The organism is Arthrobacter sp. TB 23, from assembly GCF_000294595.1.
GTDB lineage: Bacteria > Actinomycetota > Actinomycetes > Actinomycetales > Micrococcaceae > Arthrobacter_D.
On sequence record NZ_ALPM01000099.1, the window covers coordinates 1 to 11,306 of the forward strand.

Consider the following 11,306-nt stretch of genomic DNA (forward strand, 5'->3'; position numbering starts at 1 on the left):
CTCGTCGACGCCTGGCTGGAAGGCGCGGAGAACGACGCCGTCGGGCAGGGTGATCTGGTCGGCGGTGGGAGCCAGGACCGACTCCTCCAGTGCGGCCCGGGTCTGACGCATCCGCCACAGTTCCCGCACGGGCGCGAACCCATTCTTGGTGGCCAGGCTGACAGCCGCCGCGTGATTGCCGTGGGACCAGGCATGCAGATTCGGCAACCCGTGGGCCTGGACGGCGTCGGCCAGGGCGGTCCCGACCCCCTGGCTGCGGTAGGTCGGCCGGACCACAAGCTCGAGCACGCCCGGGTCGCCAGCTTCACCCTCGTCGCCATTATCAGCGCCGGTCCCGGTGCGGGGCAGGCTCACCACCGCAACCCCGGCCAGTTCTTCGGTGTCGTGGGATGCCCCAGCCGGATCTCCGCCGGAAGAGTCGTCGTCGACCGCGTAGGTGGCGAAAACCAGCAGGGACCCCGGATGGGCACCCGCGGTTTTCAGGTTGACCAGGGTCTGCTCGGACAGAGGAGGGTTGCCGTCGGCCTCCGCGGCAGCCGCGGCGAGCCCGAGAATGTCCTGCAGGACCCGCGGGTCGGGAGCCCCAGCGGAATGGAGAATGGGCCAGGTGGGAACGTGGGCTGTGGTCATAATGCCAGCTTAACCCCCTGGTCCCCCGCGCGTAGGGGAGGATTTTGGCCTGGCGCAGCCGGTGGGGTAATGTTGGGGATCGTTCACGGGGGATGCACCAGTGGGGTGCCCGCGATACGTTCGACCCGTATGTCCTCCACTTTGTAAGACGAAAGAAGTCCCACCGCCACGCAAGTGGGGGAGGGACTTCTTTCGTTAAGCGGCGTGTTTTGGGGAGCGTCTTCTGGAGGGAGGCAATCCTCAGGCGTCGACCGCTGGCCGGTCGTCGGTGGACCGGTTCAGCGTGAACCGGTACCCCACGTTGCGCACGGTCCCGATCAGTTGCTCATGGTCGGCGCCCAGTTTTGCCCGCAGCCGCCGCACATGAACGTCAACGGTGCGGGTGCCTCCGTAATAGTCGTAGCCCCACACCTCGTGCAGTAGCTGATCCCGGGTGAACACCCTGCCCGGATGCTGCGCCAGGTACTTGAGCAACTCGAATTCCTTATAGGTCAGGTTCAGTGGTTCCCCGCCGACCCGGGCGGTATAGCTGGCCTCGTCAATGACGACGCCGGAGGCGCGGATCTCGCTGCTGGTTTCCGTCTCGGCGGCACTGGACCGCGCGATGACGAGGCGTAGCCTGGCCTCCACCTCAGCCGGACCGGCGGAGTCGAGGACGACCTCGTCAGCCAGCCAGTTCGCGGCGACGGCGGCCATCCCACCCTCGGTGAGCACCAGCATCAGCGGGGCACTCAGTCCGGTGGCTTTCAGCAGTTGGGTCAGCGATCTGGCCCCGACCATGTCTTTACGTGCGTCGACCATCACCACGTCGCAGGGCTCGGTTTCCAGCAATGCGGTCGGTTCGGCGGGCAGAATGTGGACCTTGTGGTTCAACAATTCGAGCGCGGGAAGCACACCCACCGAGGATCCGGGGCTATTCGTCAACATCAAGATGTGCGGCATGTGTCCTCCATATATTTGGACGCGCATCATCGGGCGCTCTGGGTCGGGCGGCTGATGAAGATCCTGACCGATCTCCACAGGTCAGCAGTCCTGTCAGATTTGGTTCAGTATACCGGGTGTGATGCGACCCACCCGGGACCCTCGTTTTCACTTGCCGGAGCGGTAAGGCAGTATTGCTGGGGTGAGAATATGGATGGTGGCTGCTGCGGCGGCAACAGCAGTCGTCTCGGTGGTGGCCGCGTCCTACGTCTCGTTAAGTGCTGTAGCAGCGGTGACTGCGGTCCTCATCCTCGTGGGAGCTATCGGCTGGCCTCATCTGCTGGGGGTCCCGGCCAAGAAAACCCAGTCAACGGTCATGGCCGCGAGTGCGCTGGCGGCCACGTCCGCTGCCTACACTGCCCCGGACAGCGAGTACATGCGGTGGATGCCTATCGCCGCTGCCCTCGGTCTCGGGGCTGTCTTCCTGATTCAGCTGTTCCGTGGAACCGGCCAAAGCCTTCGGCTGGAATCAACGCTCGGCGTCGGCGTGGGGGTCTTCCTGGTCTGCCTTGGGTCCGGCTGGGTGGCCGCTGACCAGTTGTCGGTCAATGCGGGAAACACCGGGATGATGCTGGTCACCGGGATCAGCGTCATGATTGCCCTTGCCGTGTCGCTACTGCCCTGGCCCGACCGGATTGTTGCGCCCCTGGGCGCGGTCCTGGCCGCAACTGCCGGACCCCTGGGGGCCATCCTGTTCACCGATGTGCCCGGCCTCGCCGCAGGCATTGTGGGTGCGCTCAGTGGAGCGGTCATTGTGTGCACCCGGCGTCTGCTCCTTGCCCGTGAAGCGCCATTGAACGTGGCAGCGGCCCTGTCCGTCGGCGTCGCACCCATTTTGGTGATCGGCTCGCTCGTCTACTTCCTGGAAAAGCTGCTCACCGCCTAACTTCTACCTCCTGCCGGCCCGCGCCGCACCGGAGCGCCGTTGGGGTCGAGAGCTGCCGATACGTCGCGTTAGGATGGACGCATGTCGATTCTTGCGCTTGAAATCTTCTTCATTGGACTGTTGGTACTCGCTTCGCTGGCGATGGCTGGGGTAGCAGCGCTGGTGATCACCCGCCTGTACAAGGGCCAAAAGTAAGGCTGCCCGCTCACCATGTCCTTTGAGATTCCCACGGACCTCACGCCCGAACTGGTGCCACTGTCCTGGTTGCTGGGTACCTGGAAGGGCTCTGGCCGTCTCGGCGAGGGTTCGTCCGAGTCCGAGCACTTCGAGCAGCTCGTCACTTTCACCCAGAACGGGCTCCCGTACCTGCGGTACACGGCGGAGAGCTGGCTCACCGACGAGCATGGCACCCGCCTGCGCCCGCTCTCAGTGGAAACCGGGTTTTGGGCGCTGGACCGCAAACTCAACGACGCCGACGGCGGGCCCGGGCTGGAACCAGCCGACATCGTCCNCCCGGCGCTGAAGAGCGCCGACGAGGTGGAGCAACTCCGCAACGCCGAAGACGGTTTCGATATCACCGCCACCATTGTGCACCCCGGAGGAATCGCCGAACTGTACTACGGGGTCATCAAGGGCCCACAAATTCGGCTCAGCACCGACCTGGTGATGCGGGGCCAGAACTCCAAGGAATACACGGCCGCCACACGCCTGTACGGACTTGTGGAGGGCGACCTGTATTGGCGCTGGGACGTCGCCGCCGACGGCCAGCCGCTGAAAGCCCACGCCTCCGCGATTCTCAAAAAAGAATCCTGACCAGTCGTGCTCCACGGCTGGCCAAGGAATACGGCCCGCCTAAGGATGCGTTAACAACACCATGACCTATCTCAGCCCGCTGCTCACCCGACCCGGCGCCGTCGCCGCTGGCGCACCCGATCAGGGCACTGCATCCCACTACGGTGACCCCTTCAAGGAACAGCGCGCCCTCGCCCGTGGCACCGCCGTCGTCGACCTGTCCCACCGGGGCGTGGTCACGGTAACCGGCCCCGACCGCCTGAGCTGGTTGAACACCCTCTCTTCGCAACTCCTGTTGGGCCTGGAGCCCGGCAGCAGCTCCGAGACCCTCCTGTTGAGCGTGCAGGGCCGGATCGAATACAACGCCCGGGTGGTCGACGACGGAACCACTACCTGGCTGCTCGTCGAAGGCTTCGAAGCCGCAGGTATGGCCGCGTGGCTGGACCGGATGAAGTTCATGCTCCGGGTGGAAATCGCCGACGTGTCAGAGACCTGGGCGGTGCTCGGATCGGTGAAACCCATCGAGTCATTGGCAGCACGCACCGTGTGGGTCGACCCTTGGCCGCGGGTCACGGAGGGCGGGTACGCCTATTCGGTGGTGACCGAGGAAGACCACCCCGGGCTGGAACGCCCCTGGTTCGAATACCTGATCCCGCAGGCCGAACTCGTTACCACCGTGGATGAACTCGCTGGGCACGGTCTGAGCCTGGCCGGCGCCATGGCTTCCGAGGCGCTGCGTGTCGCCGCGTGGCGTCCGCGGGCCGGCGCCGAGACCGATGAGAAGACGATTCCGCACGAACTGGACCTGATCCGGACCGCTGTTCATCTGAACAAGGGTTGCTACAAAGGTCAGGAAACCGTCGCCCGGGTGCACAACCTCGGACACCCACCACGCCGCCTCGTCTTCCTGCAGCTCGACGGCAGCCAGCACACCCTGCCCGCGGTGGGCAGCGCCGTCGTCGCCGGTGGACGCACCGTCGGCACGGTGACCTCTGTGGCGCAGCACTACGAGATGGGCGCGGTAGCGCTCGCCGTCGTGAAACGCTCGGTCGATCCACTGGGTGAACTGGTGGTGCAGGACGGCGATGAGGTGTACGCCGCAGCGCAGGAAATCATTGTGGCGCCGGACGCGGGCCAGGTGGTGGGACGCGCCACCGGGTTCCTGAAAGGACGCCGGTAGCGATGACGGACACCAACACACCGGACACCAATTCACCGGACACCAGCGCGGATGAGGCCGTCGCACTGGCACACCAGCTGTTCGACGCCGCCCGTGCCGGCGACGCGGCTACCCTGAGCCGGTACCTGGACGCGGGGGTTCCCGTCACGCTGACCAACAGTGGCGGTGACAGTCTCCTCATGCTGGCTGCCTACCACGGGCACGCCAGCGTCGTGGCTGACCTTGCCCGCCGCGGGGTTGATGTCAACGCCGTCAACGACAAGGGTCAGACGCCACTGGCGGGTGTGGCTTTCAAGGGTTATGACGACGTCGCAGCGGTGCTGGTAGGTGCCGGGGCCGACCCCGACCGGGGCAGTCCCACGGCACGACAGACGGCCCAGATGTTCAAGCGTCAGAACCTGCTGAAGCTGTTCGGCGGGCAGTAGCAACCGCCCTGTTTAGTGCCCGGCTGGTAGCAGCACGCTGGTCTGGCTGCCGCACGCGACGAATCCTGACTTCAACGCCGTCCTGATCGAAGCGCTGTTATCCGTGCGTGCCCGCCACTGCGGAATCAGTCCCGCCGCCATGGCATCCTCAATCACCACCTTGGTGATGAAGGTGGCGTGGCCCTGACCGCGGTGACCCGGCGCGGCCAGTACCCCCAGATGGGCGAGGATGCCGCTCCAGATGTCGTACCCTGCGCCGGCGAACGGTGTGGGGGGAGCGGTCGAGTCGTCGACCAGGATGGTGCGGTGTTCCAGTGCGCTCAGACCCACTTCGGCGATGTCATCGGGCGGGCAGAGCCGCTCCAGCTCGACGGCGAACTCCAGCTCATCGCTCACTGCCACGTCGTCGCGGGGTTCGAGGGTCGGCAGGTTGTCGCAAAAATACAGGCCAGCCGCTCCCAGACCGCGGCCCCCCTGTTCTCTGGAGAGCCGGAGCAGGGTCGAGTGGCGGGCGAGCACATCGCCGTCGAGCTCTGCTGCTGCGTCGAGGGCCCAACCGGGTCCGACCAACGCTTCCTCGCCGAACAGCCGCACAAAGGTGAGCAGCTCGGCGTCGTCGTCCCGGCGGTAAACCCGTTCGCCAGCTGCCTCGGCGAACGCGGTGTCATCGAGTTTCAGCAGCCGAGACCATCCGAGCTGAATGATTGAGACGGTGCCGGGATCAAGTTCCATCTAGGCAACGTTAGCCGAAGAGGATGGCTGCCTCGTCGTACCGGTGCTGGGGGACCACCTTGAGGTTACCCAAAGCGGCCGCGAAGCCCACCCGCGCAATTTCCGTTCCCTTGAGCGAGACCATGGTGCCCCAGGCTTCGTCCACCACCGAGTCAACGGCAGCCATGCCGAGACGCGTCGCGAGGACCCGGTCGAACGCCGAGGGAACCCCGCCGCGCTGGATATGACCCAGCACCGTGGCGCGGGTTTCGATTCCGGTACGGGATTCGATTTCCGGGGCCAGCTGATCGGCGATCCCGCCGAGGCGCGGCCGCCCGAAGGTGTCGAGGCCACGTTCGGAGTGGGCCTGGTCCAGGTGCGCCGGGACAAAACCTTCGGCCACCACCACAAGGGGCGCACGACCACGGTGATTGGCCTCGGTGACCCACTCGGCGATCTGCTCCAGGCTGGTCTGCTGCTCAGGGATGAGGATGGCGTGGGCGCCGGACGCCATCCCGGCGTGCAGGGCAATCCACCCTACGTGGCGTCCCATCACCTCGGCCACCATGCAGCGGCTGTGCGACTCCCCGGTCGTCCGGAGCCGGTCGATAGCCTCAGTGGCGATCTGCACGGCGGTGTCAAAGCCGAAGGTGTAGTCGGTGGCGTCGAGATCGTTGTCGACGGTCTTGGGCACGCCGACAATCTTCAGGCCGGCATCGGTAAGCCGATTCGCGGCGGCGAGTGTCCCTTCGCCGCCGATCACGATCATCGCGTCGATACCCAGCCGTTCGAGGGTGGCCTTGATGGCGTCGGGTCCGCCGTTGCCCTCGAAGGGGTTGGTGCGGGAGGTTCCCAGAATGGTGCCACCCTGTTTGGAGATGCCCCGAACGGCCTGACGGGGGAGCTCGATGATGTCGCCCTCCACCACACCGCGCCAGCCGTCACGGAATCCGACAAATTCCAGGTCGTGGGTCTTGATGCCGTTGAGGACTGCTCCACGGATCACGGCGTTGAGCCCAGGACAGTCGCCACCGCTGGTGAGTATTCCGATTTTCATGTGGAGCTGGGTCCTTGCAGGTTGAAGAGGTAGAAAGGTCAGAGCGCCCCATTGAGCTCAGCTATGATTCTAAACACATTTTTGGAGCAAGACCGCTATCGGGAACCCGGTGTGTGCCCGTTCAGGATGCCACGTTCCATCGCCACCACGACCGCCCGCGTTCGATCATCGACGTCCAGTTTGGCGAAGATCCGCAGCAGATGGGTCTTCACGGTGGTTTCGGCAATGTAGAGCTTCGCGGCGATATCCGGGTTACTCAGCCCCTGGGCGACGCACTGGAGCACCTCCCGTTCCCGCGGCGACATGCGCGGTCGCTCTGGCGCCCTCAGCCGTGACACCAATTTCGCCGCAATCGGCGGCGCGAGAACTGTTTCCCCACGGGCCGCCGCGAACACCGCACTGATGATGGTTTCACCCGGGGTGTCTTTCAGCAGGTAACCGACCGCGCCGGCCTCGACGGCCCGCACAATGTCGGAGTCGCCGTCGTAGGTGGTAAGCACCAATACTTTGACCCCGGGCTGGCTCGCCAGGATGCGGGCGGTAGCGTCCGCCCCATCCAGGAGCGGCATCCGCAGGTCCATGAGGACGACGTCGGGCACGACGTCGGTCGCGGCGGCCACTGCTTCCTCCCCGTTGGCTGCTTCGGCGGCGACCACAATCCGGGGATCGGTGGAGAGCAGGTTAATCAGCCCGGCGCGCACCACCGGATGGTCATCAACCACAAGAATTCGGACCGTATCCGCGTCGGCACTGTGGGCGGGGGAGTTGGGTGAGGTGGAACTGCTGCTGCGCGGCTGGGCAGGAGTCATTGAGCCTCAACCCGTTCCGGCTGGCTCTGCGCCGCAGCGGGCGGGGCCGCAACGGTGCTCTGGTGATCTTCGACGGGCACCACCATGTGGAGGACGCATCCCTCTCCGTTGGCCGAGCTGATACTGAGAGTCCCCCCAATCTCGCCGAGCCGTGCGCTGATGGATTTCAGCCCGTAGCCGGAGGTATCCAGGTCCGGGTCGAACCCTCCGCCGTCATCGCTGACGGTCAGGACCAGATGGGATCCCGAGTGTTCGAGTTTCAGCTGGGACCGGGAAGCCGAAGCATGCCGCCGGACATTGGTGAGTGCCTCCTGTGCCGAGCGGAGGAGCGCGATTTGCTGGTTCGAGGTCAGGTGCGGCAGGGCATCGGGCAGCGTCGAGGAGGTGTCACAGCCCGCTGATGTCGCCGCCGAGGCAAGCCTGTCCAGTGCCCCCAGCAGGTCTCCGCCCTGCAGCTGGGACGGCCCGGTCGACGCAATCAGGGACCGGGCTTCCTGTAGGTTGTCACGTGCGGTGGTGTTGATGGCGTCCAGCCGTGCCACCAGCTCCTGGGCGGCGCCGTCGTCCAATCGGGTGCTGCGCAGCTGTGCGAGCGCTGCTTCGGACAGCATCACCACCGAAGTGAAGCCCTGGGCTAGGGTGTCATGAATTTCACGGGACATCCGTTCCCGCTCCGCCATGGCGCCCTGCCGCTGGTCGGCGAGTTGGAGTTCGGTCCGGGCAGCCTCCAGCTCGGCGAGGAGCTGCGCACGGTCCTCGCTCTGGTCAATGATCTTGTAGATCCACAGTCCCAGCATCGTTGAGGCCAGGAAGGACAGGCCGGCTTGCAGTCCGATTCCGAGGAGGTCTTCGGGGGACCCGCCGAACCGGACAAGCTGCCCCGTTGCCACCGCGACGCAGATGGCTGCCGTGCTGATGAGCCCCGCACGCGCCGTGCTAGAGAACATCCAGATCTGCGGAAACGCCACGAAGAGGAGTACAGCTCCGGAGCCTGGGAGGAAGGCCAGAAATCCGACCACCAGGATGAGGAGGATCACGTAGGCCGTAGGACGCCACGTCCCCAAATGTTGCTGGCGGGTCAGGAAGGGGTACGTGGCCGCCAACACCCCCAGAGCACTGAGGGTCACCGCCATGATCGTGGGGTTCGGCTCCCCGTTGAGAACCACGAGGACCACCACAACTAATGCTGTGTAGAACCCGATGTGCCACCACTTCATCCCGTGGATCCACACCGAGTTCTCCGGCAGGAGCCGATCGGTGCGCTCGGGTTTGGTGTTCATGCCAACACCCTACGTCCGGTGAGGTGCCGCGGCCCACAAGTCCTCATTTCTGCGGTGGCCATTTGAAGGTGAGCCGGGTCAGAATCAGCCCGACCACCAGCCAAAGACCAATCACCATGGCTGACATGCCCAACGCCCAGGTCTGGCCGGGCTCAGCCAGTTCAAACTGTTCGGGCAGGAACACGCTGCGCAGGCCACTGGCAGTCCAGCGCAGTGGCGTCAGGTTGGCCGCCTGTTGCAGCCACTCTGGGAGACCCGTGAACTGGAAATAGACACCCGAGATGAAGGACAGGATGAGGACCGGCATCACTGCCAGAGTCGAAGCACTTTCAGCCGATTTGGCGATGCAAGCGAAGGCTGTCCCCACGACCGCCCAGGCGGCAGTGGCGCCCAGTAGCAGCCAGGCTACGGTTAGCCAGGCGCCCCAGGTGGTGGGGAGGTCGATGCCGAGGAAGAGAGTGCTGCCGATCACGAGGATGATTGACTGCCCGACAATCAGATACAGGGTGACACCCATTTTGCCGATGAAATAGGACAGCATGGGTAGCGGGGTTCCAGCGAGCCGTTTGATCCCCCCGTTGAACCGGTCGGCGGCCACATAGCCGCTGAGGTTCTGGAAGCCGCTGAGGATTGTGCCGAGCGCCAGCATCCCCGGGAAGTAGTACTGTGCCATCGTGACTTTTGCCTCGGGTGGGCCCACTGAGGGGTCGTTGCCGAACACGGTCCCGAAGAGCGCCATCATGACGATCGGGAAGAACAGGATCAGGATTAACGACAGCCCGTCCCGGTTGAAGGCTTTGATCTCGGTGACGGCCCGGCGTCCGCCGAGGGCAAGGGTGCTGGGCCGCCAGGCTGCGTTGTGTGCAGCGCCGGTCTGCTGACCGGCGTTCAGGGTGGTCATGCCTGTACTCCTTCGGGTGAGGTCAGCGGGTCAGCGGTCGTGGTGGTTACGGTGTCGGCGTCGTGCTGGCGCAGGAGTTCTAGGTAGACATCCTCGAGGCTGGGCCGGATAACCTCCAGATCGGTCGGTTCCCAGGAGCCTCCCTCGGTGAGTTGGTGGATCAGGGCACCGGGGGAGGTGGTGGCCTTTTCGTGCTGGCCGTCGTCGTCCCTCCACCGCACTCGGGGGATTCTGAGGTCCGGGCCTCCCACGCTGTCGGCGGTGCCGGTGGCGATGACCCGTCCGGACGCGATGATGCCGAGCCGGTCGGAGAGGTGCTGGGCTTCGTCCAGGTAATGGGTGGTGAGCACAATTGTGGTTCCATCCTTGCCAAGGCCCCGGATCAGGTCCCAGAACCGGCGGCGGGCGGCAGGGTCGAAGCCGGTGGTGGGCTCGTCGAGAAACAGCAGTTCCGGGTTGCCGATCATGCCCAGGGCCACGTCAACCCGTCGGCGCTGACCACCGGAGAGGGACTTGATGAGGGCCCCGGCCTTCTCCTCGATCCCCACAGCAACCATCACTTCATCAACGCGGCGCGGGTTGGGATAGAGGGCGGCAGCGTCTTTGAGTGCCTCGGCGACCTTCAGTGTGCCCATATCGGTGGCTTCCTGCAGCACAATGCCGATGCGTGAGCGGAACAAAGCCGGCGCCTTGTACGGGTTCTGTCCCAGGACGGTGACAGTGCCGGATGTTGGTTTGCGGTGGCCTTCAAGAATCTCGATCGTGGTGCTTTTTCCGGCACCGTTGGGTCCCAACAGGGCATAGGTTTCGCCGGTCTCAATGGTCAGCGACAGCTTGTCGACGGCGACTAGATCGCCCTTCTTCGGCTGCCGGTAAGACTTCGTCAGGGAGTCGACGACGACGGCGCTCGCCGGATCGGTCGGGGGTGAGGAACCTGGTGTTTCGGTGCGGCTGGACGCAGTTGACTGTTTCATAACACCAGCGTGTCACCGGGGCCAGCCCGGCGACAGATCGGGTAGGACGAGTGATCCTGTCCTGCTACAGCAGGACACGAACATCAGCTGGCCCGGGGCGGGCAGGCCCCCGGGCCGGGGCGCCTTCGATGGGCATCCCGCCCTTGGCCGGGAAAGGTTGAGCGTTTATCAGAGGCGGGTTCTCTGGTCTGAAAAAATAGTTGAAAAAGATTTTCTGGTGGCCCTGAATCGGCCCCTGTTTTGTCAGTGCCCGATGATGGAATGGAGGTATGGAAAGCAATACAGCTTCTTCTACCGGATCGGGACTCTTCCCCGAGCCGGGCCCGGATTCCGGTCCGGATTCCGGGTCAGCGAACAGGTCCCCGGGCGCTTCAGGGTGTGCGGGTGCTGCGGGGGCTTCGAGGATCCCGGGTGGGTATGGTGCCGGCGGGCCCCTGGGCGAGGGCTCGACCTGGACGGCACCGAAGGCATCCACCGATCCCACCGATTCCCCCGGTCCCACTGATCCTCTTGATCCGGCTGCCGAGGGTGGCCCGGCGTCGCTGCCGGCGTTGTCTGGTCAGGTGTCGGTCGCGGCGATGGTGACGTTGAACGCTGGCCAGACCATGAACCTACTCAAGACGCTGTCGGTGTTGCGGTCCTGGGTCGACGCGCAGGAAGCCAAAGCCCTCACCCACCTT

The 11,306-nt window shown here is 65.0% G+C and carries 12 protein-coding genes and 1 pseudogene; 5 read left to right on the top strand and 8 right to left on the bottom strand.

Going from position 1 to position 11,306, the window contains the following annotated elements:
* Both B384_RS0113920 and B384_RS0113925 read right to left on the bottom strand, forming a co-directional pair.
* The coding region (locus tag B384_RS0113920) for a GNAT family N-acetyltransferase (RefSeq protein WP_019483714.1) at positions 1-630 on the bottom strand (630 nt) is incomplete at its 3' end.
* 240 nt (positions 631-870) lie between these two features.
* Positions 871-1,572 (bottom strand): winged helix-turn-helix transcriptional regulator, encoded by a 702-nt coding sequence (locus tag B384_RS0113925; RefSeq protein WP_019483715.1) that lies wholly within the window; start codon positions 1,570-1,572, stop codon positions 871-873.
* A gap of 181 nt (positions 1,573-1,753) precedes the next feature.
* On the opposite strand from B384_RS0113925, the gene B384_RS0113930 reads away from it, so the two are divergent.
* The 4 genes from B384_RS0113930 to B384_RS0113950 all read left to right on the top strand — a co-directional run bounded on the left by B384_RS0113930 (position 1,754) and on the right by B384_RS0113950 (position 4,894).
* Positions 1,754-2,497 carry a hypothetical protein gene (locus B384_RS0113930; protein ID WP_237715319.1) on the top strand — a complete coding sequence of 248 codons (744 nt, stop codon included), beginning with the start codon at positions 1,754-1,756 and terminating at the stop codon, positions 2,495-2,497.
* A gap of 210 nt (positions 2,498-2,707) precedes the next feature.
* Positions 2,708-3,310 carry an FABP family protein gene (locus B384_RS0113940; RefSeq protein ID WP_019483718.1) on the top strand — a complete coding sequence of 201 codons (603 nt, stop codon included), beginning with the start codon at positions 2,708-2,710 and terminating at the stop codon, positions 3,308-3,310.
* Positions 3,311-3,371: 61 nt separating this feature from the next.
* The gene (gene ygfZ, locus B384_RS0113945; protein WP_019483719.1) at positions 3,372-4,469 is read left to right on the top strand and encodes a CAF17-like 4Fe-4S cluster assembly/insertion protein YgfZ; all 1,098 of its coding nucleotides are present in this window, start codon (positions 3,372-3,374) and stop codon (positions 4,467-4,469) included.
* A gap of 2 nt (positions 4,470-4,471) precedes the next feature.
* Complete coding sequence (locus B384_RS0113950; RefSeq protein WP_019483720.1) at positions 4,472-4,894, top strand: ankyrin repeat domain-containing protein; 423 nt, start codon at positions 4,472-4,474, stop codon at positions 4,892-4,894.
* 12 nt (positions 4,895-4,906) lie between these two features.
* Here B384_RS0113950 and B384_RS0113955 read toward each other — a convergent pair whose 3' ends face one another.
* From B384_RS0113955 to B384_RS0113980, 6 genes are all read right to left on the bottom strand, one after another.
* Complete coding sequence (locus B384_RS0113955; protein ID WP_019483721.1) at positions 4,907-5,626, bottom strand: GNAT family N-acetyltransferase; 720 nt, start codon at positions 5,624-5,626, stop codon at positions 4,907-4,909.
* Positions 5,627-5,636: 10 nt separating this feature from the next.
* Positions 5,637-6,662 carry a 6-phosphofructokinase gene (locus B384_RS0113960; RefSeq protein ID WP_019483722.1) on the bottom strand — a complete coding sequence of 342 codons (1,026 nt, stop codon included), beginning with the start codon at positions 6,660-6,662 and terminating at the stop codon, positions 5,637-5,639.
* 95 nt (positions 6,663-6,757) lie between these two features.
* Positions 6,758-7,471 (bottom strand): response regulator, encoded by a 714-nt coding sequence (locus B384_RS0113965; protein WP_019483723.1) that lies wholly within the window; start codon positions 7,469-7,471, stop codon positions 6,758-6,760.
* Positions 7,468-8,751: a sensor histidine kinase gene (locus B384_RS18990; protein ID WP_019483724.1), complete on the bottom strand. Its 1,284-nt coding sequence runs from the start codon at positions 8,749-8,751 to the stop codon at positions 7,468-7,470. Before B384_RS18990 ends, B384_RS0113965 begins: the two co-directional genes overlap by 4 nt.
* A 43-nt stretch (positions 8,752-8,794) precedes the next feature.
* Positions 8,795-9,652, bottom strand: a complete 858-nt coding sequence (locus B384_RS18995) for an ABC transporter permease (RefSeq protein WP_019483725.1) — start codon at positions 9,650-9,652, stop codon at positions 8,795-8,797.
* Entirely contained in the window at positions 9,649-10,626 is a 978-nt protein-coding gene (locus B384_RS0113980; RefSeq protein WP_019483726.1) for an ABC transporter ATP-binding protein, read from the bottom strand. Before B384_RS0113980 ends, B384_RS18995 begins: the two co-directional genes overlap by 4 nt.
* 269 nt (positions 10,627-10,895) lie before the next feature.
* Here B384_RS0113980 and B384_RS0113985 point away from each other — a divergent pair.
* Positions 10,896-11,306: pseudogene (locus B384_RS0113985) on the top strand (HNH endonuclease); the annotation flags it as partial.

Coding starts and splice junctions, on each gene's coding strand:
- B384_RS0113925 (WP_019483715.1), bottom strand. CDS start 1,572: ATGCCGCACATCTTGATGTTGACGAATAGCCCCGGATCCTCGGTGGGT.
- ygfZ (WP_019483719.1), top strand. CDS start 3,372: ATGACCTATCTCAGCCCGCTGCTCACCCGACCCGGCGCCGTCGCCGCT.
- B384_RS0113950 (WP_019483720.1), top strand. CDS start 4,472: ATGACGGACACCAACACACCGGACACCAATTCACCGGACACCAGCGCG.
- B384_RS0113955 (WP_019483721.1), bottom strand. CDS start 5,626: ATGGAACTTGATCCCGGCACCGTCTCAATCATTCAGCTCGGATGGTCT.
- B384_RS0113960 (WP_019483722.1), bottom strand. CDS start 6,662: ATGAAAATCGGAATACTCACCAGCGGTGGCGACTGTCCTGGGCTCAAC.
- B384_RS0113965 (WP_019483723.1), bottom strand. CDS start 7,471: ATGACTCCTGCCCAGCCGCGCAGCAGCAGTTCCACCTCACCCAACTCC.
- B384_RS18990 (WP_019483724.1), bottom strand. CDS start 8,751: ATGAACACCAAACCCGAGCGCACCGATCGGCTCCTGCCGGAGAACTCG.
- B384_RS18995 (WP_019483725.1), bottom strand. CDS start 9,652: ATGACCACCCTGAACGCCGGTCAGCAGACCGGCGCTGCACACAACGCA.
- B384_RS0113980 (WP_019483726.1), bottom strand. CDS start 10,626: ATGAAACAGTCAACTGCGTCCAGCCGCACCGAAACACCAGGTTCCTCA.